Source organism: Streptomyces sp. NPDC048392, assembly GCF_043200575.1.
Classification (GTDB): domain Bacteria; phylum Actinomycetota; class Actinomycetes; order Streptomycetales; family Streptomycetaceae; genus Streptomyces.
The window spans coordinates 448,068-472,927 of sequence record NZ_JBICYB010000002.1; the positions used below are offsets into that span (position 1 = coordinate 448,068).

At 72.9% G+C, this 24,860-nt stretch carries 26 protein-coding genes and 1 pseudogene; 13 read left to right on the forward strand and 14 right to left on the reverse strand.

Annotation, left to right across the window (positions count from 1 at the left end; genetic code table 11):
* Positions 1-31: 31 nt before the first annotated feature.
* Positions 32-271, forward strand: coding sequence for an SCO4848 family membrane protein (locus tag ACGFYH_RS05955; RefSeq protein ID WP_003974124.1), 240 nt, complete (start codon positions 32-34; stop codon positions 269-271).
* 37 nt (positions 272-308) lie between these two features.
* The gene (locus ACGFYH_RS05960; protein ID WP_393801884.1) at positions 309-1,619 is read left to right on the forward strand and encodes a metallophosphoesterase; all 1,311 of its coding nucleotides are present in this window, start codon (positions 309-311) and stop codon (positions 1,617-1,619) included.
* Here the strand turns inward: ACGFYH_RS05960 and ACGFYH_RS05965 are convergent.
* The 9 genes from ACGFYH_RS05965 to ACGFYH_RS06005 all read right to left on the reverse strand — a co-directional run bounded on the left by ACGFYH_RS05965 (position 1,610) and on the right by ACGFYH_RS06005 (position 8,216).
* The gene (locus ACGFYH_RS05965) at positions 1,610-2,404 is read right to left on the reverse strand and encodes a TetR family transcriptional regulator (RefSeq protein WP_393801885.1); all 795 of its coding nucleotides are present in this window, start codon (positions 2,402-2,404) and stop codon (positions 1,610-1,612) included. The two genes, ACGFYH_RS05960 and ACGFYH_RS05965, sit on opposite strands and share 10 nt — an antisense overlap.
* Before the next feature lie 11 nt (positions 2,405-2,415).
* On the reverse strand, positions 2,416-2,952 hold the full coding sequence (locus ACGFYH_RS05970) for a thiol-disulfide oxidoreductase DCC family protein (protein ID WP_393801886.1): 537 nt from the start codon (positions 2,950-2,952) through the stop codon (positions 2,416-2,418).
* 4 nt (positions 2,953-2,956) lie between these two features.
* Positions 2,957-3,364: a hypothetical protein gene (locus ACGFYH_RS05975; RefSeq protein WP_393801887.1), complete on the reverse strand. Its 408-nt coding sequence runs from the start codon at positions 3,362-3,364 to the stop codon at positions 2,957-2,959.
* 85 nt (positions 3,365-3,449) lie between these two features.
* Positions 3,450-3,860 (reverse strand): VOC family protein, encoded by a 411-nt coding sequence (locus ACGFYH_RS05980; RefSeq protein WP_393801888.1) that lies wholly within the window; start codon positions 3,858-3,860, stop codon positions 3,450-3,452.
* Between the two features lie 189 nt (positions 3,861-4,049).
* The gene (locus ACGFYH_RS05985) at positions 4,050-4,823 is read right to left on the reverse strand and encodes a succinate dehydrogenase iron-sulfur subunit (RefSeq protein WP_393801889.1); all 774 of its coding nucleotides are present in this window, start codon (positions 4,821-4,823) and stop codon (positions 4,050-4,052) included.
* Positions 4,823-6,577, reverse strand: a complete 1,755-nt coding sequence (sdhA, locus tag ACGFYH_RS05990) for a succinate dehydrogenase flavoprotein subunit (protein ID WP_393801890.1) — start codon at positions 6,575-6,577, stop codon at positions 4,823-4,825. Before sdhA ends, ACGFYH_RS05985 begins: the two co-directional genes overlap by 1 nt.
* A gap of 19 nt (positions 6,578-6,596) precedes the next feature.
* The gene (locus ACGFYH_RS05995) at positions 6,597-7,079 is read right to left on the reverse strand and encodes a succinate dehydrogenase hydrophobic membrane anchor subunit (RefSeq protein WP_393801891.1); all 483 of its coding nucleotides are present in this window, start codon (positions 7,077-7,079) and stop codon (positions 6,597-6,599) included.
* Positions 7,080-7,084: 5 nt separating this feature from the next.
* Positions 7,085-7,465 carry a succinate dehydrogenase, cytochrome b556 subunit gene (gene sdhC / locus ACGFYH_RS06000; protein ID WP_003974113.1) on the reverse strand — a complete coding sequence of 127 codons (381 nt, stop codon included), beginning with the start codon at positions 7,463-7,465 and terminating at the stop codon, positions 7,085-7,087.
* Between the two features lie 250 nt (positions 7,466-7,715).
* Positions 7,716-8,216 carry a 2-oxo-4-hydroxy-4-carboxy-5-ureidoimidazoline decarboxylase gene (locus ACGFYH_RS06005; protein WP_393801892.1) on the reverse strand — a complete coding sequence of 167 codons (501 nt, stop codon included), beginning with the start codon at positions 8,214-8,216 and terminating at the stop codon, positions 7,716-7,718.
* Positions 8,217-8,444: 228 nt separating this feature from the next.
* Here ACGFYH_RS06005 and ACGFYH_RS06010 point away from each other — a divergent pair, with 228 nt between their 5' ends.
* The 8 genes from ACGFYH_RS06010 to ACGFYH_RS06045 all read left to right on the forward strand — a co-directional run bounded on the left by ACGFYH_RS06010 (position 8,445) and on the right by ACGFYH_RS06045 (position 15,844).
* Complete coding sequence (locus ACGFYH_RS06010) at positions 8,445-10,061, forward strand: glycoside hydrolase family 20 protein (protein WP_393801893.1); 1,617 nt, start codon at positions 8,445-8,447, stop codon at positions 10,059-10,061.
* Positions 10,062-10,175: 114 nt separating this feature from the next.
* Positions 10,176-10,721: a hypothetical protein gene (locus ACGFYH_RS06015; protein WP_393801894.1), complete on the forward strand. Its 546-nt coding sequence runs from the start codon at positions 10,176-10,178 to the stop codon at positions 10,719-10,721.
* A gap of 87 nt (positions 10,722-10,808) precedes the next feature.
* Positions 10,809-11,378, forward strand: coding sequence for a hypothetical protein (locus tag ACGFYH_RS06020; RefSeq protein WP_393801895.1), 570 nt, complete (start codon positions 10,809-10,811; stop codon positions 11,376-11,378).
* A gap of 176 nt (positions 11,379-11,554) precedes the next feature.
* Complete coding sequence (locus ACGFYH_RS06025; RefSeq protein WP_393801896.1) at positions 11,555-11,953, forward strand: hypothetical protein; 399 nt, start codon at positions 11,555-11,557, stop codon at positions 11,951-11,953.
* 125 nt (positions 11,954-12,078) lie between these two features.
* Positions 12,079-12,696 carry an RNA polymerase sigma factor gene (locus ACGFYH_RS06030; protein ID WP_393801897.1) on the forward strand — a complete coding sequence of 206 codons (618 nt, stop codon included), beginning with the start codon at positions 12,079-12,081 and terminating at the stop codon, positions 12,694-12,696.
* Positions 12,693-13,595, forward strand: a complete 903-nt coding sequence (locus tag ACGFYH_RS06035; RefSeq protein WP_393801898.1) for a hypothetical protein — start codon at positions 12,693-12,695, stop codon at positions 13,593-13,595. The genes ACGFYH_RS06030 and ACGFYH_RS06035 overlap by 4 nt, the downstream gene beginning before the upstream one ends.
* 360 nt (positions 13,596-13,955) lie before the next feature.
* Positions 13,956-14,618, forward strand: a complete 663-nt coding sequence (locus ACGFYH_RS06040) for an RNA polymerase sigma factor (RefSeq protein ID WP_393801899.1) — start codon at positions 13,956-13,958, stop codon at positions 14,616-14,618.
* Complete coding sequence (locus tag ACGFYH_RS06045) at positions 14,618-15,844, forward strand: hypothetical protein (RefSeq protein ID WP_393801900.1); 1,227 nt, start codon at positions 14,618-14,620, stop codon at positions 15,842-15,844. The genes ACGFYH_RS06040 and ACGFYH_RS06045 overlap by 1 nt, the downstream gene beginning before the upstream one ends.
* Positions 15,845-16,061: 217 nt before the next feature.
* On the opposite strand, the gene ACGFYH_RS06050 is transcribed toward ACGFYH_RS06045, so the two are convergent.
* Positions 16,062-16,916 (reverse strand): L,D-transpeptidase family protein, encoded by an 855-nt coding sequence (locus tag ACGFYH_RS06050; RefSeq protein ID WP_393801956.1) that lies wholly within the window; start codon positions 16,914-16,916, stop codon positions 16,062-16,064.
* A gap of 250 nt (positions 16,917-17,166) precedes the next feature.
* On the opposite strand from ACGFYH_RS06050, the gene ACGFYH_RS06055 reads away from it, so the two are divergent.
* Positions 17,167-18,747, forward strand: coding sequence for a methylmalonyl-CoA mutase (locus ACGFYH_RS06055; RefSeq protein ID WP_393801901.1), 1,581 nt, complete (start codon positions 17,167-17,169; stop codon positions 18,745-18,747).
* A gap of 130 nt (positions 18,748-18,877) precedes the next feature.
* On the opposite strand, the pseudogene ACGFYH_RS06060 reads toward ACGFYH_RS06055, so the two are convergent.
* A pseudogene (locus ACGFYH_RS06060) lies at positions 18,878-19,165 on the reverse strand (pentachlorophenol monooxygenase); the annotation flags it as partial.
* Here ACGFYH_RS06060 and ACGFYH_RS06065 point away from each other — a divergent pair.
* A complete protein-coding gene (locus tag ACGFYH_RS06065) occupies positions 19,158-19,745 on the forward strand; it encodes a TetR/AcrR family transcriptional regulator (RefSeq protein WP_393801902.1) in 588 nt (195 codons plus the stop codon). The pseudogene ACGFYH_RS06060 and the gene ACGFYH_RS06065 overlap by 8 nt on opposite strands.
* On the opposite strand, the gene ACGFYH_RS06070 is transcribed toward ACGFYH_RS06065, so the two are convergent.
* Positions 19,730-20,719 carry a class I SAM-dependent methyltransferase gene (locus tag ACGFYH_RS06070; RefSeq protein ID WP_393801903.1) on the reverse strand — a complete coding sequence of 330 codons (990 nt, stop codon included), beginning with the start codon at positions 20,717-20,719 and terminating at the stop codon, positions 19,730-19,732. The genes ACGFYH_RS06065 and ACGFYH_RS06070 overlap by 16 nt on opposite strands.
* Before the next feature lie 400 nt (positions 20,720-21,119).
* Here ACGFYH_RS06070 and ACGFYH_RS06075 point away from each other — a divergent pair, with 400 nt between their 5' ends.
* Positions 21,120-22,193, forward strand: a complete 1,074-nt coding sequence (locus tag ACGFYH_RS06075) for an acyltransferase (protein WP_393801957.1) — start codon at positions 21,120-21,122, stop codon at positions 22,191-22,193.
* 77 nt (positions 22,194-22,270) lie between these two features.
* On the opposite strand, the gene ACGFYH_RS06080 is transcribed toward ACGFYH_RS06075, so the two are convergent.
* Together ACGFYH_RS06080 and ACGFYH_RS06085 are read right to left on the reverse strand one after the other, a co-directional pair.
* Entirely contained in the window at positions 22,271-23,626 is a 1,356-nt protein-coding gene (locus ACGFYH_RS06080) for a polysialyltransferase family glycosyltransferase (protein ID WP_393801904.1), read from the reverse strand.
* A 3-nt stretch (positions 23,627-23,629) separates the two neighbouring features.
* A complete protein-coding gene (locus ACGFYH_RS06085; RefSeq protein WP_393801905.1) occupies positions 23,630-24,595 on the reverse strand; it encodes a glycosyltransferase family 2 protein in 966 nt (321 codons plus the stop codon).
* Between the last annotated feature and the right edge of the window lie 265 nt (positions 24,596-24,860).

Sequence of the window (24,860 nt, forward strand, 5' to 3'; positions counted from 1 at the left end):
GATCCGGACGGCGTGCGGCGATACTGACACCATGAAGCTCAGCCGCCCCGTCTCCTGGTTCCTGCTCGCTTTCGGGGTGTGGAGCTGGATCATCTGGATCACTTTCGTCAAGAACCTGGTCAAGGACGGCAGCGGGCTCGCTTTCGAGGACGGCGACCCCACGGCGTACTTCTGGGTGCACCTGCTGCTCGCGATCGTCTCCTTCGTATTGGGGACGGTCGTCGGGGTCATCGGGTTGCGCGGGGTGCGCGCGCTGCGCCGAACGTCATAAGGCGTCGAGGACGTCACAACCGAGGGGATACGGCGGCATGGTGGTCGTCTTCGTGCTGGTCGCGCTGCTGGTGGTGGGCGTCCTCGTGGCGTCCAGCCGGTACCTGTGGCGGCGCCTGTTCCGTGACACGACCCGGGGGCCCGGTCCGGTGCGCCGCACCGGCGCGGCCGTGATCGCCGGGGGCTGGCTGCTGGCGGTCGGCGCGCTGGTGGCCGAGCGCGCGGGCGCGCCCTTCTGGCTCCAGCGGGTGCTGGCCTGGCCCGGCTTCCTGTGGCTGGCCCTGACGGTCTACCTGCTCCTCGCGGTGCTGGCGGGCGAGATCGTCCGTCCGCTGCTGCGGCGGTACCTGGAGCGCGGGGCGGCCGCGCGGCGGACGGAGGCGGAGCCGTCCGTGTCCCGGGCCGGGGACACGGAGCGCGTACCGGCCCAAACGGCTCCGACCGAGGCACCCGGGACGCCCGGGGTACCGGCCCCCGCCACCGCCGCGGCTTCCGGCGGCGCGCCCCCGAGCCCCCTCACCCTTCCCTCCCGCCGCCTGTTCGTCTCCCGCGTCGTCGCCGGCGCCGCCACCGCGGCGGCCGTCGGAACGGTCGGCTACGGCACGTACGGCGTGCTGAGGGGCCCGCGGGTGAAGCGGGTCACCGTGCCGCTGGCCAGGCTCCCGCGCGCGGCGCACGGTTTCCGCATCGCCGTGGTCAGCGACATCCACCTCGGCCCGGTGCTCGGCCGGGGGTTCGCGCAGAAGGTCGTCGACACCGTCAACTCCACGCAGCCCGACCTCGTCGCCGTCGTGGGCGACCTGGTCGACGGCAGCGTGAAGGACCTCGGGCCGGCGGCGGCCCCGCTGGCCCGGATCGAGGCGCGGCACGGCGCGTACTTCGTCACCGGCAACCACGAGTACTTCTCCGGCGCCGAGCAGTGGATCGCCGAGGTACGGCGGCTCGGACTGCTCCCGCTGGAGAACGCCCGCACCGAGCTGCCCCACTTCGACCTCGCCGGTGTCAACGACGTGGCGGGCGAGGACGAGGGCCGGGGCCCCGACTACGCCAAGGCCCTGGGCGACCGGGACCGGTCCCGCGCGTGCGTGCTGCTCGCCCACCAGCCGGTGCAGATCCACCACGCCGTCGACCACGGCGTCGACCTCCAGCTCTCCGGCCACACGCACGGCGGCCAGCTCTGGCCGGGCAACCTCGTCGCGGGCGCCGCCAACCCGACGCTGGCGGGCCTGGAGCGCTACGGCGACACCCAGCTGTACGTCAGCCGGGGCGCGGGCGCCTGGGGCCCGCCCACGCGCGTGGGGGCGCCCTCGGACATCACGGTGATCGAGCTGGCGTCCCGTCAGTCCTGACCGGGGGGCTCCTGACCGGGGGGCTCCTGACCGGTGGGCCGCCGGGTTTTCGGGGCGGGCCTCTTCGCGGGGTCCGCGAGCACCTTCGTCATCCCCGGCAGGAAGTCCGTGAACAGTTCGTGCACCTCGCGCACCAGCGGGCGCAGCACCCGGAAGCGGGCCAGCACGACGCCCCGCGCGGTGAGCCGGGCGCCGCGCTCGGCGAGGCGGTAGCTGCGTTCGCGCCCCTGGGTGCGGTCGAAGATCCAGTACAGGACGAGGCCCATCTGGGAGAGCCACATCAGCTCGGGCAGGATGTCCCGCAGATCCTCGGGCACCTTGGTCCTCGCCCCGGCCAGCACCGCGCGGTGGATGCCGATGGCCTCCACGCGCGCGTGCTCCGACTCCGGGGAGAAGGGGCTGAGCGGGCTGTCCGGGTCGGCGGCGTTCTTGAAGAACTGCACCGCGAACTCGTGGTAGGGCGTGGCGATGTCCAGCCAGACCTTCAGCACGCCCGCCAGCCGTGCCTCCAGGTCGGTCTCCTTGCCCAGGACCTCCCGGACCGCCGCCCGGTGCTCGGCGGCGATCCGGTCGTAGAAGCCCTGGATCAGGTGCTCCTTGCCGGCGAAGTAGTAGTACGCGTTGCCGACGGAGACCCCGGCCTCCTGGGCGATGGCCCGCATCGTGGTCCGGTCGTAACCGCGTTCCTGGAACAGCCGCATGGCCGTCTCCAGGATCAGCGCGCGGGTCTGCTCGGACTTGCTGAGGTGGGCACCGTCGTCGGGGCCGTCGTTGGTGGCAGGCACGGGTCCAGAGCCTATCCAGTGCCGCAGGTGCCGTCGTCGCACCCGGGTCCGGTGTACATCCATCCGAGCCCCGGCTCGTACACCCAGCCGTCGCCCGACCGCCGCCCCTCGTCGAGGCGCTCCGCGCCGCCCCTGGCGAGGTCGGCGCGGCGGTGCGCGCCGCCGCCCGGCGGCCGTTGCCAGGCGCGCCACTTGGCGGCGGCCAGGACGGCCCCGCGAGCCAGCAGGGCGCCGGTGGGCGTACTGAGGCGGTGGGCGAGCCGGCGGTACCCGCGCAGCGCCCACAGGACGACGACCCAGGCGGCGGCGCCCCGGTAGACCTGCCCTGCGTCGCCGACGACGGTGACCTCGCCGAGGGTGGCCGCGTGGTCGAGCCCGGGGAAGCGCCTGCGCGCGTCGTCCGACGCGGCGGGGACCAGCTCCAGCGGCACCAGTCGCGGCTGGCGCAGCAGCCAGTCCCGTACGTGGGTGCACAGGGGGCACTCGGCGTCGTAGAGGACGGTGAGCCGGCGCACGGGGGCGCCGGCCGTCCCGGTGGCGGGACCCATCTGCTCAGGCCCCGGCCGTCGGGGCCACCCAGCCCTGCGGCGGGACCGGCGGCAGCTGCTCCCGTTCCATCATCCCGCGGCGCCGGATCCTGTTGAGCACGTACACGTTGCCCAGGTGCATCACGCCGAGCACCAGCAGGACGACGCCGAGCTTGGTCGAGAGCGCCTCGAAGATGCCGCGGGTGTCGGCGATGGTGTCGTCGCCGCTCAGGTAGAGGGCGACGAAGCCGAGGTTCACGAGGTAGAAGCCGACCACCAGGAGGTGGTTGACGGCGTCCGCGAGCTTCTCGTTGCCGTGCAGGACGTCGGCGAGGAAGACCCGCCCGTTGCGGCTGAGCGTGCGGGCCACCCAGACGGTCAGCCCGATGCTGACGGCCAGGTAGATGACGTAGGCGATGACGGTGCGGTCCATGCCCCACCCCTTCTTGAACGCGTTCAAAACGCTGACAGGACTGACTGTAGACCTGTTTTTGAACACGTTCAAGCCCGGTTCCGGCTCAAGGGCGGCGGCCCAGCTCCGGGCGCTTGGAGTAGTCCGTCAGGCCGATGACGTTGCCCCACGGGTCGGCGAACTCGACGGTCCATCCGGTGGCCACGGGGAACGGCTCGTCGAGCGGCGGCACGCCCGCCTCGCGCAGCGCACGGGCCGCCACCCGGGCGTCGGTCACCTCCAGCCACACCCGCGCGGAGGGCCACATCGGCGGCTGCCGCCCGAACTCCTCCTCCACCCGCAGCAGGAGCCCCGGCGTCTCGACGCCCACCTTCAGCAGTGCGATCCCGGCCTCGTCGAGCCGGTAGGCGACCGGGAAGCCGGCCCGCTCGTAGAACCCGACGGCCTCGGCGAGGTCCCCGACGGGCAGCAGTACGTTGTCGAACCCGAGCAGTTCGTACGACTCGTCATCTGACATGGCGTCAGGCTAGAGCGATCATCGCCCGGAACGGCTGATTACCGGCCCGGTCCGGGTGCGGGATTGCCCCGTCCGGCCGCAGGAACGCCGCAGGGCCCCGTCTCCATGGGAAACGGGGCCCTGCGGCGGTCGGCGTACACCGACGGACGCCAGAAGGCGTCAGAAGGCGTCAGAAGGCGCCGGAAGACGTCAGAAGCGGCGCGTGATCAGCGCGCGCTTCACCTCCGCGATGGCCTTGGTGACCTCGATGCCGCGCGGGCAGGCGTCCGTGCAGTTGAAGGTCGTACGGCAGCGCCACACGCCGTCGCGGTCGTTGAGGATCTCCAGCCGCTGCTCGCCGGCCTCGTCGCGCGAGTCGAAGATGAAGCGGTGGGCGTTCACGATCGCGGCCGGGCCGAAGTACTGCCCGTCGTTCCAGAACACCGGGCACGAGGACGTGCAGGCGGCGCACAGGATGCACTTCGTCGTGTCGTCGAAGCGCTCGCGGTCCTCGGCCGTCTGGAAGCGCTCACGCGTCGGCTCGTTGGTGTCCTTCGTGATCAGGAAGGGCATCACGTCCCGGTACGCCTGGAAGAACGGCTCCATGTCGACGACCAGGTCCTTGAGGACCGTCAGGCCCTTGATGGGCTCGACCGTGATCGGCTTCTCGGGGCTGAGGTCCTTGATCAGCGTCTTGCAGGCGAGGCGGTTCTTGCCGTTGATCCGCATGGCGTCCGACCCGCAGATGCCGTGCGCGCAGGACCGGCGGAAGGTGAGGCTGCCGTCCAGGTCCCACTTGATCTTGTGCAGCGCGTCGAGGACACGCTCCTTGGGGTCGATCTCCAGCTGGAAGTCTTCCCAGGCCGCCTCGGCCGCGACCTCCGGGTTGAACCGCCGGACGCGGAAGGTGACCGTGATGTACGGGGAGTCGGCGAAGCCCGGCTCGGGGGTCGAGTCGTTCTTCTCCATGACAGGGGTAGCCATCAGTACTTACGCTCCATCGGCTGGTAGCGGGTCTGGACGACCGGCTTGTAGTCGAGCCGGATGGACTCGGCGCCGTCGTCGCCCACCTCGCGGTACGCCATGGTGTGGCGCATGAAGTTGACGTCGTCGCGGTTGGGGAAGTCCTCGCGGTAGTGACCGCCGCGCGACTCCTTGCGGGCCAGGGCGGACACCGCCATCACCTCGGCCAGGTCCAGCAGGTTGCCCAGCTCGACGGCCTCCAGCAGGTCGGTGTTGAAGCGCCGGCCCTTGTCCTGGATCGCCACGTTCCTGTAGCGGGCGCGCAGTTCGGCGATCTTCTCGACGGCCGTCTTGATCGTCTGCTCGGTGCGGAACACCATGACGTTGGCGTCCATGCAGTCCTGCAGCTCGCGGCGGAGCGTCGCCACCCGCTCGGTGCCGGTGGAGGAGCGCAGCCGCTCGATCTGCTCGACGACCAGGGACTCGGGGTTCTCCGGCAGCTCGACGAAGTCCGCCTTCTGCGCGTACTCCGCGGCGGCGATGCCCGCGCGGCGGCCGAAGACGTTGATGTCGAGCAGCGAGTTGGTGCCCAGGCGGTTGGCGCCGTGCACCGACACGCAGGCGACCTCGCCGGCCGCGTACAGGCCCGGGACGACGGTGGTGTTGTCCCTGAGGACCTCACCCTCGACGTTGGTCGGGATGCCGCCCATGGCGTAGTGCGCGGTCGGCTGGATCGGGATCGGGTCCGTGTACGGCTCGATGCCGAGGTAGGTGCGCGCGAACTCGGTGATGTCGGGCAGCTTGGCGTCCAGCTGCTCCGGCGGGAGGTGGGTCAGGTCCAGGTAGACGTGGTCGCCCTCGGGACCGCAGCCGCGGCCCTCGCGGATCTCCGTGTAGATGGACCGGGACACGACGTCGCGGGACGCCAGGTCCTTCATGACCGGCGCGTACTTCTCCATGAAGCGCTCGCCGTCCTTGTTGCGGAGGATGCCGCCCTCGCCGCGGGCGCCCTCCGTCAGCAGGATGCCCATGCGCCAGATGCCGGTCGGGTGGAACTGGAAGAACTCCATGTCCTCCAGCGGCAGCCCGCGCCGGTACACGGCCGCCTGGCCGTCACCGGTCAGCGTGTGCGCGTTCGACGTCACCTTGAAGAACTTGCCGGTACCGCCGGAGGCGTAGATCACGGACTTCGCCTGGAAGACGTGGATCTCGCCGGTCGCCAGCTCGTACGCCACCACGCCGGCCGAGCGCTTGACGCCGTCGACCTCGGTGATCAGCTGGTCCAGGACGTAGAACTCGTTGAAGAACTCCACGCCCTCCTTGACGCAGTTCTGGTACAGCGTCTGGAGGATCATGTGGCCGGTGCGGTCGGCCGCGTAGCAGGAGCGGCGGACCGGGGCCTCGCCGTGGTTGCGGCTGTGACCGCCGAAGCGGCGCTGGTCGATCGTCCCGTCGGGCGTCCGGTTGAACGGCAGGCCCATCTTCTCCAGGTCGAGGACCGAGTCGATGGCCTCCTTCGCCAGGATCTCGGCGGCGTCCTGGTCGACCAGGTAGTCACCGCCCTTGACCGTGTCGAAGGTGTGCCACTCCCAGTTGTCCTCCTCCACGTTGGCGAGCGCGGCGGCCATGCCGCCCTGCGCGGCGCCCGTGTGGGAGCGGGTGGGGTAGAGCTTCGTCAGCACGGCGGTGCGGCTGCGCTTGGTCGACTCGATGGCCGCGCGCATGCCGGCGCCACCGGCGCCGACGATGACGGTGTCGTACTTGTGTACCTTCATGATTTTCGCAGCCCCGTGCCTAGCGGATGTTCGGGTCGAAGGTGAAGATCACCAGCGTGCCCAGCAGGATGGTGAACACCGTGGCGGTGTAGAGCAGGCCCTTGAGCCACAGGCGGGTGTTCGGGCGCTCCGCGTAGTCGTTGATGATCGTGCGCAGGCCGTTCGCGCCGTGCAGCATCGCGAGCCAGAGCATCAGAAGGTCCCAGACCTGCCAGAACGGCGAGGCCCAGCGGCCCGCCACGAAGGCGAAGCCGATCTTGGACACGCCGCCGTCCAGCACCAGCTGGATGAGCAGGTGTCCGAGGACCAGGACGACCAGCACCACGCCCGACAGGCGCATGAAGAGCCAGGCGGCCATCTCGAAGTTGCCGCGGGTGGACTTCGGGGTCTTCCTCGTCCGCGCGCGGGGGGCTTCGATGAGCGGCGCCGGGTTGTCGACCGTGTACAGGGAGGCCCCCTCGACGGGGCCGATCCCGGAAGCGGGGGATTCAGTCGTGGACATTGGCGTCAGCTCCCGAACAGTTCACGAGCGGCGTGGCCGAGGACGGGGTAGATCGCCCCGAGCATCAGCACGACCCACAGGGCGACGACGGTCCAGAGCATCTGCTTCTGGTAGCGGGCGCCCTTGACCCAGAAGTCGACGGCGATGACACGCAGGCCGTTGAGCGCGTGGAAGAGGATGGCGGCGACGAGGCCGTACTCCAGCAGCGCGACGATCGGTGTCTTGTACGTGGCCACGACGGTGTCGTAGGCCTCGGGGGACACGCGCACGAGAGCGGTGTCCAGCACGTGAACGAACAGGAAGAAGAAGATGAGGACGCCGGTGACTCGATGAGCCACCCAGGACCACATTCCTTCCCGGCCGCGGTACAGCGTTCCAGCCGGCACGGAAATTTCCTCCGGGAGCGGGGATTGGGGCCGCGCCGGCTTTCCTTGTCGGTCGGGCCCGGCCGGGTACGGTCCACCGGCCCCCAGCATGGTAGCGACGGTTGCCCGCGGCGCTTACGGGGGGCCTGCCGTTGTGATCGAACTTGCACTCAAAGGAGCAGTGAGCCGGCTGCCGGAGTGGGGCTTTGTCCTGATTGCCGGGTGCCGGGCCGTGGGTGACATGTCGCACCCCGTGGCGCGGCCGCCGAGGTCACCCCCCGGAGTGCGTCCCTCGGAGGGCGTTGGTCAGCCGTGTTCCCGCCAGGCGGCGGAGCTCCTCCGCCGCCACCAGGCGCTCCTCGTCGGGATCGTTCGCCAATCGTGACCGGATGGCCGCCAGTACGCGGTCCAGTGCCTCGTCCGGGCTCAGGCCGTCCAGGCAGATGACGAACACGTGCCCGAAGCGGGCCCGGTATGCCGCGTGGGCCGCGCTCAGCGCCGTGTGGGCCGCCGCGTACGTGCCCTCGGGGAGATCGGGCAGGGTCTCCGTCGCCAGCGCCCGGATCAGGTCGGCCGGGGCCAGGTCGTACGCGGCCTCGTCCGCCGCCGCCAGGAGGGCCGGGAGGTCCGGGTAGGGGCGGTGGGCGGTCAGGCGGTGGGCCCAGTCGTGGCTGTTCAGGCAGGCCAGGAGGGTCTCGACGGCATCGCCTGGGCGGGCCGTGTTGAAGCGCTCCAGCGGCGTGGGTGCGACCGGCGTGGCGCGTGTTTGCACCGGTACCGGTATGGCCACTCGGCGGGGGAGGTCTGGGAGACGGTGCGCAGGCAGCGTGGGTCCTCGTGGGCGTCACGTGTGTCGGCAGGGGATGGTGCGGGAGATGTGGCGTCACGGTATCGAGTGACGGCAACGCGTGTCCGTCCAGTGCCCGAATTTCACCCGAACGGGAGAGTTTCAGAACATGTGGTGGACGCATGACGGCGACGGCGGTCATAGGTTGGCGCTGTGAGCCAGCACAGGAGCCGGATACCGGCGCGCAAGGTGAGACAGCGGGCCGTGATCGCCGGCGCGGTGGTCGCCGCGCTCGGCGTGGGTGTCGGACTGTGGGTCACCGACGGGGACGGCGAAGGCCGGCCGCAAGGATCGGCTCCGCGGTCCTCCGGCGAGGCGGCCGCGCCCAGCCCCAGCCGCTCCTATCCGTTGTCGAAGGAGCCGCGCACCATACCCGCCGTACGCGAGCACACCGCGGCCCGCGGCCCCGGCTGGCAGCCGGAGAAGGGGCACCGCGTCGTCGTCGCCGACGCCGGTCTCGCCGACGAGGGGAAGCTGATCGCCGGCGAGCTGGGACTGACGTACGCGGGGGAGAAGGACGACGAGCGCGCCGGGGACCTGCTGCTCGACGTCGAGGGCGACGAGGGCGCGAACCCGGAGTCGTACACCATGACCGTGCGCGACGGCCGGGTCACCGTCACCGGGCCCGCCGAAGCCGGTGTCTACTACGGCACCCGCACCCTGAAGCAGACCGTGGACGGCGGCGGCACCGCGCCGGAGGGCGTGGTGCGGGACGAGCCCGCCAAACCGAAGCGCGGCTTCTCGCTCGACATCGCCCGCAAGCACTACGACGCCGACTGGATCAAGGACCGGATACGTGAGCTGGGCGACCTGAAGTTCAACGAGCTGGGCCTGCACTTCTCCGACGACCAGGCCTTCCGCGTCGAGTCCGACTCGCACCCCGAGATCGTCTCGGACCAGCACCTGACCAAGGCCCAGATGAAGGAGATCATCGATCTCGCCGCCTCGCGCCACATCACCGTCGTCCCCGAGATCGACTCGCCCGGCCACCTCGGCGCCGTGCTCGCCGCGCACCCCGACCTGCGGCTGCGCAACGCGCGGGGCGAGGCCACCCGCGGCGCCATCGACATCTCCAAGCCGGAGGCCGCCGAGATCGTCGACGACCTGCTGAACGAGTACGCCGACCTCTTCCCCGGCTCCCAGTTCCACCTCGGCGCCGACGAGTACCAGGCGCTGACGGTGCCGGACCCCGAGGCGTCCTACCCGACGCTGGCCGCCGCCGCCCGCGAGGCCTACGGCTCCGGCGGCACCGTCGCCGACCTCACCACCGGCTGGCTCAACGGCCGCGCCAAGACGGTCATGGCCCACGACCGCACCCCGCGCGCCTGGAACGACGGCTTCTTCAAGGACACCTCCGTCGAGCCGCTCATGGACATCAAGGCCGCCTACTGGACCGGCAAGGAGATCGGCGCCCGCCCGCCGACGCAGTACCTGAGCGCGGGCCGCGAGGTGCTCAACTACAACGACGAGTTCCTCTACTACGTGCTCGGCCAGCCGCAGACCTTCGTCTACCCGACCGGAGAGCGCATCTACGAGCAGTGGACCCCGCGGGTCCTGCGCGGCACGCAGGCGGTCGACGCCAAGTACGACGACCGGATACTCGGCGGCAGCTTCGCCGTCTGGGGCGACCTGCCCAACGCGCAGACCCAGGCGCAGGTCGCCGAGGGCATCCGGCTGCCGCTTGCCGCGACGGTCCAGAAGCTGTGGGACCCGGACAAACCCGAGCTGTCCTGGACGGACTTCAAGTCGCTGGCGAACCGCCTCGACTGACGCCGGGACGTCCCCCGGTGCCGGCGCGCCGATTGCTTGATCCGGCTGCGAACTCCCGCACGGCTGTGGTGGTCTTTGGGCCTGCCGAACCGACACACCGGGGGGAACCGGGGCATGGGCTACTGGGGGTACTTCGTCGTCGGCCGCGCCGAACGGCCGCTTCCCGAGATGGACGCGCTGTCGGGCGCCGCGGACATGACCCTGCGCCTGGCCGCGCCGGCCGGCTGGCAGGTGTGGGAGTTCCCGGGCGGCGACGGAGACGTCGGGAACATGAACGACCTGGCCGGGCAGACCGGCGCGCCCGCGCTGTTCGGATACGTGATGGACAGCGACTGCGTGGCCGTGGAGGCGGCGGCGCCCCTGAGCGGGGCGTGGACGACCTGTCTGGCGCGGTCCGCCATGGCCGGGTACCTGGGCGCCGAGCGGGACGGGCTCACCCTGGAGGACTACTTCCTCGAACCCCGCGACGCCGCCGAGCGCGCCGTCGCCTGGGCCGCCGAGGCGGGGCACACCGCGAGCGCCGGTGGACTGACCGAGGTGCTGTCGGACGAGCCGGGTGCCGACGGGGGCGTCGCCCCGGCCGCGGACGTGGGCTCCCGTCCGGTGGCCGAAATACTCTTCTTCCGCTTCCTCGACCGGCTGGGCGTCGTGCCGCTGTGACACTCCCGGGCCGTCGCACGCAGTACGGGTCAGTGCGGGCTCCGTGCTGGTGGGCGGGGCGAAGAGGCCGGAACAGGGAGGCACCCGATGAGCCTGGTGGAACTGATCGCGCAGGCCGACACGCGCGGACTCGCCGCGAGCGGGCTGGCTTGTTTGGATCGCTGCGTCCCTCTGCTGGACGGTGACGACGCGTCCCTCAGACCCCTGTGGACGGCCCTCTCCGACGGCACCGGGGACGAGGCCGGAGGCGACTGGGCGCACGGGCTGGCGCGGGTGCGCGACAAGCTCGCCGGTCCCGACGCCACCGGAGAGGACGAGGCCGCGGTCCTGGCCCGCCGCATGCTCGCGGCCACGCCGCAGGAGTGCTCCGGCCCGGCGATGCGGACGTGGGCCGACGGCTGTTCCGTCGCCTCGCTGCGCGTCCACCGGCTTCTCGACCCCGCGGCGGACGCGGTCCCGGAGGCCGGCGTCCCCCGCGAGGACGGCACGGAGGGGCTGTCACCGCTCGTCGCCGCCGAACTGCGCCGCCAGGTCGCCGTGCTGGAACTGCTCGCCGCTCACGGTCCGGCCGGGCTGCGTCCGGCCCTGGAGGTCTCCACGGAGGGGCGCCGGGTGCTGCGCGCGGTGGTCTCCCGCCGGGCCCGCGGACGCGGCTGAACCCCGGGCAGCCGCCCGGCCCGCCGCCGGGCCGCCTGTGACCGTCGTGCGGGGAACACGCGACGGCGGTGCGGTGGACGTGGGGGAGGTGGGGCGGTCCTGCGCCCGTTGCGGAACGACCGGCGTCCGGGTGTGACGCGACTCCGCCCCACGGCGCTATAGCTCATGTGACTACTGTGACCAGCGGATTGACGAGCCAGCAGCACACCCGGCCGTCGGCCGCCGCGAAGCCGGTGCGGTGGGCGGCGGACGCGGTGGCCACGATGCGCGAGGGCGCCCGGCTGCGCCTGGACTACTCGGCCCAGAGCCTGTGGCGCGTCGACCGGGTGATCGACGGAATCCGGCGCGAGGGAGCCCCGTACGCCGCGGTGGAGACGGCACTGCGCGGACTCGGCGCGTACGCCGGGGAGGTGATCGCGCGTCAGACGGGCGGCGAGTGGTGGACGGCCGGTGGCGACCACTGGGTCCGCACCCCCGACGGCCGGCTGTGGGACCCGGTCGACGAGGCCCGTCGCTGCTTCGCGGGCAACGGGTCGCTCCGGCTGCTGTGCCGGGACGCGACGGCGGCCCCCTGACGTCCGGACGCGACCGCCGCGGCATCGGACGCCCCCTGTGACACTTCTGTGCGCGCCGACGCTGATGACCTTGGGGGCGGGCTCACCCGAGCGCGCGCGGGACTCGGTACGGACGAGGACGGTTCTTGGGCCAGCGAGGGGAACCCCGCCGCGTACAGGCGTACGACGGGGAACTGGGCGCGGCGGTCGCGCGGGCCCAGGAAGGTGACGAGACCGCCTTCGCGGTCGCCTACCGGTTCGTGCAGCCCGGCCTGCTGGGCTATCTGCGCGGGCTGGTCGGGGACGACGCCGAGGACGTCGCGGCGGACGCGTGGCTGGAGATAGCCCGTGACCTGCGCCGCTTCAAGGGCGACGGGGCCGGTTTCCGGGGCTGGACGGCGACGATCGCCCGGCACCGGGCCCTGGACCTGCTGCGCCGTCAGAAGGTGCGGCCCCGGTCCACGGCGCTGGAGCAGGACGTCCTGGACCTGCCCGGCCCGCACTCCACGGACGGCCAGGCGCTGGAGGCGCTCTCCACGGAAGCCGCCCTCACCCTGGTCGCGGAGCTGCCGCGCGACCAGGCCGAGGCCGTCCTGCTGCGGGTCGTCGTCGGTCTCGACGGGCCCTCCGCCGCCCGCGTGCTCGGCAAACGGCCGGGCGCGGTGCGTACGGCGACGTACCGGGGACTGAAGCGGCTGGCACGGCAGCTGGGGGCCGACGGTGTGACGGATGACGGTCCGGGGACGCTGGGGGAGTCGACATGAGGGGCCCCGAGGACCGCGGCCCCGCGGACCGGGCGGGAGCGGAGATGGGCGCACGGCACGGGAGGGGCGACGGCCGCGACGACGGCTTCCGGTCCGCCCGGGGCGACGCCCCCGGCGCGGAGGCGCTGCTCGCCGCCGCGCTGCGCGGGGAGCGCGCCGACCCCGAGGGCGAGCGGCGGGCCGTGGCCGCGTTCCGGGCCGCCCTGGCCGCGGAACCGGGCCGTGCCGCGCGTACCCGGCGCCGGGACGACTGGCGCCCGCGGGGCGGGCGACACGCCGGGCGCTCGCTGAAGACCGCCCTGTCCGTACTGCTGGCGAGCCTCACCCTGGGCGGGGTCGCCTACGCGGCCATGGGCGGGGGCGGCACCGCGGCGCAGGACGGCGGGCAGGACCGCAGGCGCCCGCCCGCCGCCACCGACGGCGCCTCGGTCCGGCCGGTCGCCACCCCGCCCGCCGCCATCGCGGACCCCGTCACCACGCCACCCGGCGCCTCCGCCCCGCCGGACCGCCCGGCCACCGCCCGGGACGCCGAGGCCCGGTGCCGCGCCTACGAGCGGCTTGAGGGGCGCGGCAAGGCACTGGACGCCACGGCCTGGCAGCGGCTGGTCGCCGCGGCGGGCGGCGAGGAGAACGTCCCGGCCTACTGCGCCGAGCAGGGCACGGGGCGGCCCGCCCCCGGCCGGTCGCACGCCGCCGGGAACGGCGCCGAAGGAAACGGCGCCGAAGGGACGGGCGCGCAAGGAAACGGCGCCCAAGGGACGGGCGCGCAAGGAAACGGCGCCGAGGAGAGCAGCGGCGACGGCAACGGCTCCGACGGGAACAGCGCCAAGGGCAACGCAGGCCGGGAGAACGGCACCGGCGGCAACGCCGCGGGACAGGCTCCCGGCCGGGATCGGTAGCCCCGTCACCAGGGACGATCGCGGTGGCCCAGGCAACGGCCGAGGCCGCCACCCCCCACAGGAGAGGCCCCGGCCGTCGCGCGGTACGGGCCGCGCGGCGGCCCGTACTCACTTCAGCGCCGCGACTGCGATTTCTGTCACACCTCACCGCGTCACGGGTTAGTTGCATCTTGTACGGCAATGTGAGGAGGACATGGACGAGCGGCTGTTTCAAGACGTAACGTGCCATTCGCGCCGACCAGCGGGGGCCTCCCCCGCGTCACGATCGCGACAGGCCACCGCGATCACCGGTTGAGGAACCACGACGGCGAGTACCCGGCCCGCGAGAGCGGCGCCGGCTGAGGCGCAAAGAGAGGCTCGGTGCTGGGGGACGACGCGGAGCTGACCGCCGCGGTGCGTGCGGCACAGGACGGGGACGAGACCGCGTTCCGGACTGTGTACCGCGCCGTGCATCCGCGACTGCTGGGATACGTGCGCACACTCGTCGGTGATCACGACGCCGAGGACGTGGCGTCCGAGGCCTGGCTGCAGATCGCCCGCGACCTGGAACGGTTCGACGGCGACGCCGACCGGTTCCGGGGATGGGCCGCCCGCATCGCCCGCAACCGCGCGCTGGACCACATCCGCATGCGCGGCCGCCGGCCGGCGATCGGCGGCGACGAGACGGAGCTGACCGGCAAGCCCGCGGAGTCCGACACGGCGGGCGAGGCCATGGAGGCACTGGCCACCGACGGCACTCTCTCCCTCATCGCCCGGCTGCCCCAGGACCAGGCCGAGGCGGTCGTCCTGCGTGTGGTGGTGGGCCTCGACGCCAAGAGCGCCGCCGAGACGCTGGGCAAGCGCCCCGGCGCCGTGCGCACGGCGGCACACCGTGGCCTGAAGCGGCTGGCCGAACTGCTCGGCGGCGATCCGGAATCCGGCGGCGGGCTCGGCGCCCTGCCGCCGCAGCGAGAACCGCGCGGTCGTGCGGTGACGTCCGCGAGTGTGACGCATACGCGTGCGCGGACGCAGAAGGACATGTGATGGCCGACGAGCAGGACAAGTGGCTGGACCGCGAAACGGCGGAGCTCCTGCTGCGTGGGGAGTCGCTGGAGGGTGTCGACCCGGCGGCCCGCGACCGGGCCGCACGACTCGTCGTGGCCCTGGGCGCGCTCGCCGCCCCACTCCCGTCGGCCGGCGAGGAACTCCCCGGCGAGGCAGCGGCGTTGGCCGCCTTCCGCAAGGTGCGCGCCGAACGGGCGGACGCGTCGGCGGGGGCGTCGGCCGCCCCCGGACACGGCGGCGCCCAGCGGCCCCGCGACGCCGGACTGATCCGCATCGGCCCGCGCGGCGACGGCGCCCGGCGTCCCCGCTGGAGCCGTCCCCTGCGTCTCGGGCTGGCCGCCGTGCTGACCGTCGGCATGGTCGGCGGCGTGGCGGTGGCGGCCGGAAGCGGAGTGCTGCCGATGCCCTTCGACGGCAGCGAACCGGAACCCGCCGCCACCGTCTCGCCCGCGACGTCCGCGGACCCTTCGCTCCCGACGCCCTCGCCGCTGGACGGCACGCGGGGCGGGTCGGCCCCCGGTGCCACCACCTCGGGGGCTCCCGGCGGGGGCACCGCGACGGTGGGCGGCAAGGCAGGGGACCGCGACGCCGAGGGCGGGGACACCGGCGGCTCCGGCGGTCGGCGGTCGGACCTCGTCGCGTCCTGCCGCAAGGTGCGCGCCGGCAAGGGACTCGACGGCGTCCACAGGCACGCGCTGAAGGAGGCGGCCGGGGGAGCGTCCCGGGTCGGCACGTACTGCGGCGGCCTCCTCGCCACCAGCGGCACCGCCACCCAGGACCGCACCGGCGACTCGGGAGGGACGGCCGGGGCGGGCGAGCCCGGCAGCCAGGGCGGCGACAAGAACGGCAAAGGCGACAAGGGCAATGGCAACAGCAACAGCAACAGCAACAACGGCAACAGCAACAACGGCAAAGGCAACAACGGCGACAAAGGCAAAGGCGAAGGCGACAAGGGCAACCACGGCAAGAGCGACAGGAGCGAGGACGGAAAGGAGGGCGACGACGGCCGGAGCGGCCAGGGGAGCCAGGGCGGTGACGACGGCGCTGACGACGACGCCGACATAGCCCCGCCCGCCCGCGGGCCCCACCGCCCCCACCGCCCCCACCGCCCCCACGTTCCGTCGGCCTTCGCCCCCCGTCCGCAGCAGCCGCCCGCCCACGCCACTCACGCCACTCACGCCACCCACGCCACAAGCGCCGCCTGACCTGCGCTTTCGCGGACGCCGAGAATCCGCTCGGCGAGGGTGTGACACTTTCGGCCGCCGTGGCGCAGTAATGAGTGAGCCGACTGGTCATCGGCTTTCGCACCGAGCCGGGGTTCCCCCCGTACCCACGGCTCGTGCACCTCGGCGCGGGCGGGACACGTTCCCCCGGTCCCGCCCGCGCCCATTCGCCGTACCGCGGTGTCACCGCCTCGCGGCCTCACCGGTGGACGACGACCTTGTCGCCGTTCCTCACCCGCGCGTACAGATCCGCGATCGCCGCCTCGTCCCGCACGTTGACGCAGCCGTGCGAGGCGCCCGTGTAGCCGCGGGCCGCGAAGTCGTACGAGTAGTGCACGGCCTGGCCGCCGCTGAAGAACATGGCGTAGGGCATGGCCGAGTCGTAGAGCGTCGACCAGTGGTGGCGGGACTTCCAGTAGACCTGGAAGACGCCCTCCCGGGTCGGTGTGTGCCGCGAGCCGAAGCGCACGGACATCGTCGACACGGTCCGCCCGTCGACCATCCAGCGCAGCGTCCGGTTCGACTTGCTGATGCACAGCACCCGGCCGGTCCGGCAGCGCGGATCGGGCGCGGCAGCGGGCTGCCCGCCCATCAGGTACAGCTCCCACTTGCCGGGCTCGTGCGACATTCCGAGCAGCCGCTGCCAGGTCACGGTGTCCGTCCGGCCGGTCCTCGGCAGCCCGCGCTTGCCCTGGAAGCCGCCGACCGCGCGCTCGGTCAGGTCGTCGTACGTCCCGGTCGGCCCGTCCACGAGCCACTCGACCTGGCGCAGCCGGGCCTGCAGTTCGCGCACGCCCCGGCCGCTGTCGCCGCGTTTCCACAGCACCTCGGCCGCCTCGGTCCGGACGGCCGGCGGCGTACTCGACGGGCGCTCCCGGGACGGAGCGCTCCTCGGCGTGCCCTTCGGCGGCGCCCCGGTGACGTCCACGCGCACCGGCGAGTGCCTCCGGCCGTCCGGCCCCGTGCCCTGCACGGTGCAGCCGCCCGCCACCAGTACGGCCCCCAGCGCGACGGCGACCGCCCGGCCCGTCCTTCCCCTGCCCGCCCCACGCATCACGGCCCCCCGTCGTCTCACGGCCTCGCACCGACGTCTCCTGAGTTGTTCCCGCGGATGACGCGCCGCGAACGGCACGGCATCGTTGTGACCGGGACCGCATCGAGGTTGTGAGGAAGGTCCCAGCGTGCGCCCCTCCACCGGGTGCACGCACGCGGATACAGTCCGTCGAAAGGTCGGTCTGTACTGGCGAGTAAGCGACGGGTAGTTCGAGCAGTTCGAACATGTGCTCAGCGGGAGGCATCACACCATGACGCGCGAGTCCGAGTCCGGGCTGCCCATCGAACCGGTCTACGGGCCCGACGCCCTGGCGGACTGGGACCCGGCCGAGAGGCTGGGCGAGCCCGGGAAGTACCCCTTCACCCGGGGCGTGTACCCGTCGATGTACACCGGCCGGCCCTGGACGATGCGCCAGTACGCCGGTTTCGGCACGGCGACGGAGTCCAACGCCCGCTACAAGCAGCTGATCGCCAACGGCACCATGGGCCTGTCCGTCGCCTTCGACCTGCCCACCCAGATGGGCCACGACTCCGACGCCCCGATCGCGAGCGGCGAGGTGGGCAAGGTCGGCGTCGCCATCGACTCCATCGACGACATGCGGGTGCTGTTCGGCGGGATCCCGCTGGACAAGGTCTCCACGTCGATGACGATCAACGCCCCGGCCTCCCTGCTGCTCCTGCTCTACCAACTCGTGGCCGAGGAGCAGGGCGTGAGCGCAGACCGGCTCACCGGGACGATCCAGAACGACGTGCTGAAGGAGTACATCGCGCGCGGGACGTACATCTTCCCGCCGAAGCCGTCGCTGCGGCTGATCGCGGACATCTTCAAGTACTGCCGGGCCGAGATCCCGAAGTGGAACACCATCTCGATCTCCGGCTACCACATGGCCGAGGCGGGCGCGTCTCCCGCGCAGGAGATCGCGTTCACGCTCGCGGACGGCATCGAGTACGTGCGCACGGCGGTCGCGGCCGGTATGGACGTCGACGACTTCGCCCCCCGCCTCTCCTTCTTCTTCGTGGCCCGTACGACGATCCTGGAGGAGGTCGCCAAGTTCCGCGCCGCCCGCCGGATCTGGGCCCGGGTGATGCGCGAGGAGTTCGGCGCCGAGAACCCCAAGTCGCTGATGCTGCGCTTCCACACCCAGACGGCCGGAGTGCAGCTGACCGCCCAGCAGCCCGAGGTCAACCTCGTCCGCGTCGCCGTGCAGGGCCTGGGCGCGGTCCTCGGCGGCACGCAGTCGCTGCACACCAACTCCTTCGACGAGGCCATCGCGCTGCCGACCGACAAGTCCGCGCGCCTCGCGCTGCGCACGCAGCAGGTCCTCGCCTACGAGACGGACGTGACGGCGACCGTCGACCCCTTCGCCGGGTCCTACGTCGTCGAGCGGATGACCGACGAGGTCGAGGCGGCGGCGCTGGAGCTGATGGGCAGGGTCGAGGACCTCGGCGGCGCGGTCGACGCCATCGAGCACGGCTTCCAGAAGAGCGAGATCGAGCGCTCCGCCTACCGCATCGCCCAGGAGACCGACTCCGGCGAGCGGGTCGTGGTCGGCGTCAACCGCTTCCAGCTCGACGCGGAGGAGCCCTACGAGCCGCTGCGCGTCGACCCGGCCATCGAGGCCCAGCAGGCCGAACGGCTGGCCCGGCTCCGTGCGGAGCGCGACCAGCGGGCGGTGGACTCGGCGCTGGCGGCCCTGAAGAAGGCGGCCGAGGGCGAGGACAACGTCCTGTACCCGATGAAGGACGCCCTGCGCGCCCGGGCCACGGTCGGCGAGGTGTGCAACGCGCTGCGGGAGGTCTGGGGGACGTACGTGCCCTCGGACGCCTTCTGAGCCGGGCCACGGCTCGAACGGGCGGCTTGCCGTGGCCGTCGTGACGCACGAGGCGTCGCTTGCCGGTGCCGCCGGCCGTCTCCGGGACGAGCTGCCCGGCGGCGACGGCCGACGGGCACCGGTTCGGGCCTCAGCCGATGACCCCGAACCGGTCCAGGTAGCCGCCGAGGCCGTCCGGCGTGTCCCCGGCCCACCCCACGTACCCGTCCGGCCGCACCAGGAACAGCCCCGCGCCGTACGCCCCGAGCGCACCCCCGCGCACCACCCGCACCGCCGTCCCCGCTCCACCGCCGGGCGCGTCGGTGCCCAGCGCCAGCAGCGTCCAGTGCGGCCCCCGGAACGCGTCGAAGAGCCGTACGCCGTCCACCGTCCCGTCGGGCGCGCGGTCACCGGCCCGCAGCGCACCCTCCGTGACCGCCGTCGGCCTCGACGGCCTGACCCTGCGCACCGTCGCCAGGCGGCTGGACGTCAAGGCGCCCGCCCTGTACTGGCACTTCAAGGACAAGCAGGCGCTGCTCGACGAGATGGCCACCGAGATGTACCGGCGCATGGTCGCCGGGACCCCGCTCGCCCCGGACGACACCTGGCGGGAGCGGCTGCTCAAGGTCAACCGGGGCTTGCGGACGTCGCTGCTGTGTTACCGCGACGGCGCCAAGGTGTTCAGCGGCTCACGCTTCACCGGCGCGGAGCACGCCGAGCAGATGGAGGAGAACCTCCGCCTGTTCACCGGTGCCGGCCTCACCCTCGCCCAGGCGGTGCGGGCCACCACGACGGCGTACCTGTTCACCCTCGGCTTCGTCACCGAGGAGCAGGGCGTCCAGCCCCTCCCGGGCGAGCGCCGGGAGGGCTTCGACGTGGACGCGCGCGCCCGCATGATGGCCGGCCACCCCCTGACGGCGGCGGCGGGCGCGCAGATGTTCACGGACTTCGAGGACCACTTCGAGGAGTCGCTGGCCCTGGTGATCACGGGGATCGGGGCGGCCTACGGCCTGGACTGAGCCGCCCCGTCCGCCTTCGTCCGCCGCGCCGCCCGGTACCGGCGCACCGCACGCGTGACGACCGGCGGCAGCAGGTCGAGGGCGAGCCGCCGGGTGCGGTCGCGCGGCGCCGACGGCCGGGCCGCACGGGGCGCCCCGTCCGCCGGACGGGTCTGCGCGGTCTGCCCCGGCACCGGCGCGGCATCCGGCCGGCCCGCGGCGGGTGCCGCCGGGTGCCGCGAGGACGGCAGCGAGGGCGGCCGCAGCCGCTTGCTCCGGGCGCGGGTCCGCACCAGCCGGTGCCCGGCGGCCCGTTCGACGGTCACGGCGATGTCGTCGCGCCCGCGCAGCGCCGCCATCAGCTCCTCCCGCACGGGCTCCGGGTCGCCCCAGGTGCCGTACAGCTTCTGGCTGCTCAGGCACACCGGGCGCAGCCCGCGGTTGAGCACCGCCTCCCAGGCCGCGACCGCGACGCCCGGGGTGTGCTCGCTGCGGAAGTCGTCCAGGACGACGATGCCGTCGGGCCCCAGCAGCTCCCGGGCCGCCCGGATGTCGCCCTCCACGTGCTCGTACAGGTGCGAGGCGTCGATGTGGACGAAGCGGCAGGTACCGGGCGCGACCTCGTCGAGGATGGCGGAACTGGGGGCCTGGATGATCGTCGGCAGGGTGTCGTGGAAGGACAGGTAGTTGCGTTCGAAGGCCTGCCGGGTGAGGGAGGAGTAGGACTTCGCCGCCTCCGCCCGGTTGGCCGCGTCCGGCGGCTCCGCCCCGAACAGGTCGCAGACGGTGAGCGTCTCGCCGTCGCGCAGGCGGTGTCCGAGCAGGATCGCGCTCCTGCCCAGGTAGGCGCCCAGTTCGAGCAGGTCGCCACGGGTGCCCAGCCGCTCCTGCCGCTCCAGGAACCAGGAGAACAGCACCTGGTCGAGCGGCCAGAACCAGCCCGGGACGTCGTTCAGCTCACCGGGGTACTCGTGCGTCTCTTGCGCAGTGGCCATGAGGGGAGGATGCCCCCTCGCCGCCCGAAAGGGCGTCGGCGCGCGCGATCCGATGGGAGGAAAATCGCACGGATCGCCCAATATGCCCGGCCCGGCCCTGTCCGTGAAGATCGACCGGCGGCCCCCGGCGTTCACCGGAAGGTCACGCGACTGTCGCCGATGTTCATCCGGAACGGGTTCCGGGCGTGCGGGGCGCCCTCATAGCCTGCGTCGATGTCCGCCCGCGCGGCACCGCGGGTGCGCGGGGCGCGGGCCGTCCGATCCCCGAGCCCGGCCGGACCACCGGCGGGCCGCGCGTCCTGTCCGGGAGTGACCCCCCATCGCCGCCGAACCCTCGACCACCGCCGAGCCCCTGCGCACGCCCGGCCCCACGCCCCTGCGCACGCCCGCCCCCACGCCCCTGCCCACGCCCGGCCCCACCGGGACGGGCGCACCGGCCCCGCGCCCCCGGGGCGAGCACCGGTACGACATCGACCTCGTCCGCGTCCTGGCCTCGGTCGGGGTCATCGTCTGCCACGCCGCGGGCGAACTCATGAAGGCCGTGGACCGCACCCCCTCGCAGGGCGGTCCCGTGTACTGGACCGCGCTCGCCGGGGACGCGCTGAGCCGGTGCGCCGTGCCGCTGTTCTTCGCGATCGCCGGGTGGGTCGTGCTCGGCGGGGCACCGCCCCGGGACGGCGGGCAGCTCCGCGGACGGCTGACCCGCATCGTCGTGCCCATGGCCGTGTGGACCGCCGTCTACCTGCTGTGGGACCGGGCACGCGACGCCGGTACCGGCCCCACCCGGAAGCTGGCGTGGGAGGCCCTGTTCGGCTCCGTACGGCCCGCCTTCCACCTCTGGTACCTGTACGCCTACGTCCCCGTGATCCTGCTGCTGTCGGTGGCCGTCCTGGTCCGGAACGGCAAGCGGCCCTGGGGCGCGGGCGCCGCGCTGCTCGGTCTCGCGCTCGCTCCGCCCCTCCTCGGCGACCTCGGGCGACTCCTCGGCGTCCGCGTTCCGCCCTTCGCCTGGCAGCCCGGCGTCTACCAGATCGTGTACGCCGTCGCCGGGGCCGTCCTGCTGTCGCTGCCGGGGTCCGCGGTCGCCGGACGGCGACGGCGCCTGCTGTGGCTGGCCGGCGGGCTCTGCGCGTGGGCCGCGGTCGCCGTCTACGAGCACCGGGTGCACTTCCCGAGCCCGTACGCGTCGGTCGTGGTGGCGCTGCTCGCCGGGACCCTGCTGATGGGCCTCAACCGGATCGGGGTGCCCGAGCGGTTCCGGCCGCTGCTCGGCAGGCTCGCCGGGGCCTCCTTCGGCGCCTACCTGGTCCACCTGCTCTTCCTTGAGGCGCTCGCCCCGCGCCTGGTCTCCGCGGACGCGGGCCCGCCGGCCGCCGTGGGCGGGCTCCTCGGGCTCACCCTGGCCACGGTCGTCCTGTCCTTCGCCGCCGCGCTGCTGTGGACACGGCTGCGGCTGGGCCGCTGGCTCGGCTGAGCCGGGCGGCGCGCGCCTGCCGGGGCCCCGCCGCTCGGCGAGGGCCCCGGGGTACACGGCATCGCGGGTCCGGCCGGTCACTTCCCCCCGGTGCCGCGCCGCACCGCCCTGCGCACCACCCGCCGGGCCCGCCGCACCTGGAGCCTGGCGCGCAGCTGCGGGCGGCTGCCGGGCAGCCCCAGCTCGGTCAGCCGCAGCTCGGGGAAGTAGTAGCCGGGACCGGCGGCCAGGTTGGCCCGCAGCCAGGTCTCCGTCGGCTCGCGCAGCTCCGCGTAGGTCTTGGGCTGCATGCAGAAACCGACCGCCCGCACCAGCGGTGACAACGAATCGGGAGCCGGGCCGACGAGCGCCGGGGCCTGATCGCGTTCCAGGTCGGGGACCAGGTGGTCGATGACGGTCAGGGGCACGCGGTTGCTGTTCGGGTAGGGCCTGAGCCGCTCCGTCACCAGCGCCGTACCCACCCGGGCGACGGGCACGTCGTAGTAGGCCGAGGCGGTCACCATCGCCGTGGAGAAGCAGCCGACGACGAGGTCCGGCGCGCAGTGGTGGTACAGCGTCTCGGCCAGCAGGGGCGCGTCCAGCACGGTCAGCCGTACGCCCGCGTCCGCCGCGGCCTTGCTCAGCGCGGCCGTGTACCCGGCCGGGGCCGTCGGGTGGGGCTTGAAGACCACGGAACGGTGCCCGGCCCGCGCGGCCCCGGTGAGCATCCGGACGTGGAGGTCCTCCTCCTCCCCGGCGCTCAGGATGTTGATCGCCGCCAGGTACTGGCCGAGCAGCACGGCCGTCGGCTTCTCCCGCAGCACGGGGGCCAGCCCGGGGTCGCCGGCCGCGTCCCGGGAGACCTCGTCGAGCACCGCGCGGAACGCCGCGTCGGGCACGATCACGGGCTCGACGCCGTACTCGGACAGCAGCATCGGCCGCAGACCCGGTATCAGGTCGAGGTGGAGCAGCCGTTGCACGCGGCACGCGAGGGTCAGCGGCAGTTTCTCGCGGGTCGGGCCGTAACTCATCAGACCGTCGGCGTAGACGTGCAGGGCGCTCTCGGAGAAGATCGCCGCCAGCGCGCGGGCCGGGTTGACCTGGATCGACTCGACGGCCAGCTCGACCGGTTCCCGTTCCCCGATGCCCCAGGCGAGACGGAACGCCTTCTGCCACAGGGTCACGTCGTTGCCCCGCGGACCCCAGGCGCTGGGGTGGTGCGGGCGGATCGCCTCGTTCCAGGAGACGACGGAGTCGAACCGGCCGGATACGCGCTCGTACCCGTGCATCTCGTCCAGGCGCAGCGCGGTCTCCGGTATCGCCGCGTTGTTGGAGACCAGCAGGACGCGCCGGGCACCGTCACGCGGGCCGAACAGGCCGGCGTCGAGCGCCGCGGCGAGGGTGGCCGCTCCGTACAGGGTGGACACCTGGAAGAGCTGGGTCGTGTGAGGCATGGGTCAGGCAGCCTTCCGCCCGTCACGCAGGCGGCCGAGCAGCCTGCCGCGGGTGCTGTCGATGGTGCGGAGGGTCTCCTCCAGCACGTGCTGGGGCATGCGGTGCAGCGCGTCCCGCGCCTCGCGCCGCAGCCGCTGGGCGGCCGAGGACTCGTACTCGTTCACCTTGCCGAGGTGGAAGGCGATCATGGCGCAGTACGTCCGTACGGCCTTGGGGAGGAAGCGCTCGGCCTCCGGGTCCCGCGACAGGTCCGCGAGGAGCATGTCGTAGGCCGGGATGAAGTCCAGCTGGCGGGAGTCCCTGATCTGGGTGAGCGAGGTGGCGACGCCCCGCCGGTAGAACACGCCGTGCAGACCGACGGACGCGTACGACGCGGCCCTCAGGTGCAGACGCCAGATCCACAGCCGGTCCTCGGCCGTGCGCAGTTCGGTCGCGAAGCGCATCCCGCCGTCCTCGAAGAGGTGCCGCCGGTAGATCCCCGCCCAGACGAAGGGGTAGTCGACCATCGTCTCCATGTGGGGCGGCGCAATCCCGTCGCGCGGGTCCATGACGGTGTTGCGCAGCCGGGCCGGGGGCCGCCTGATCACCCGTTCGGCACCGGTGGCCTGGACGTGGTCGGTGCGGGCGAAGTCGCAGCCCAGCTCCTCCGCGAAGCAGACCAGTTCGGCGAGATGGCCCGGCCCGTACCAGTCGTCGCCGTCGAGGAACGTGATGAACTCGCCCCGGGCCGCGTCGATACCGCTGTTGCGCGCCTGGGCTATGCCCCTGTTCGCCTCGTGCCGGATCACCCGGGTGTCGGTACGCCGCTTGGCCCAGCGGTCGATCGCCCATGGGGTGGAATCCGTGGAGCAGTCGTCGACGAGCAGGAACTCGAAGTCGGGGTCCGCGTTGTTGGCCAGACTTCTCAGGGTGCTCTCGGCGAAGCCTTCCACATTGTGCATGGGGACGACGACGGACAGTTTCGGCACGCGGGCCTCTCACGCTCGAAGGTTGGAGATGGGAACAGGCTAACGACGCCGCCGGATTCGGCGGTGTCCTGAAAGGCACGGAGAAGCGAACTCCATTCGCAGGGGAGATGAATTCCTGGGTGTCCCGGGCGGATTCCCGGACGCCCCCGGTGCCGCATGACGACCGCGCCGACCACGGCCGTCACCGCGCCGACCGCGGCCGTCACCGCGCCGACCGCGGCCGGCCGGGATCCCCCCTCCCGGCCGTGCACGGACAGCCCTCTCC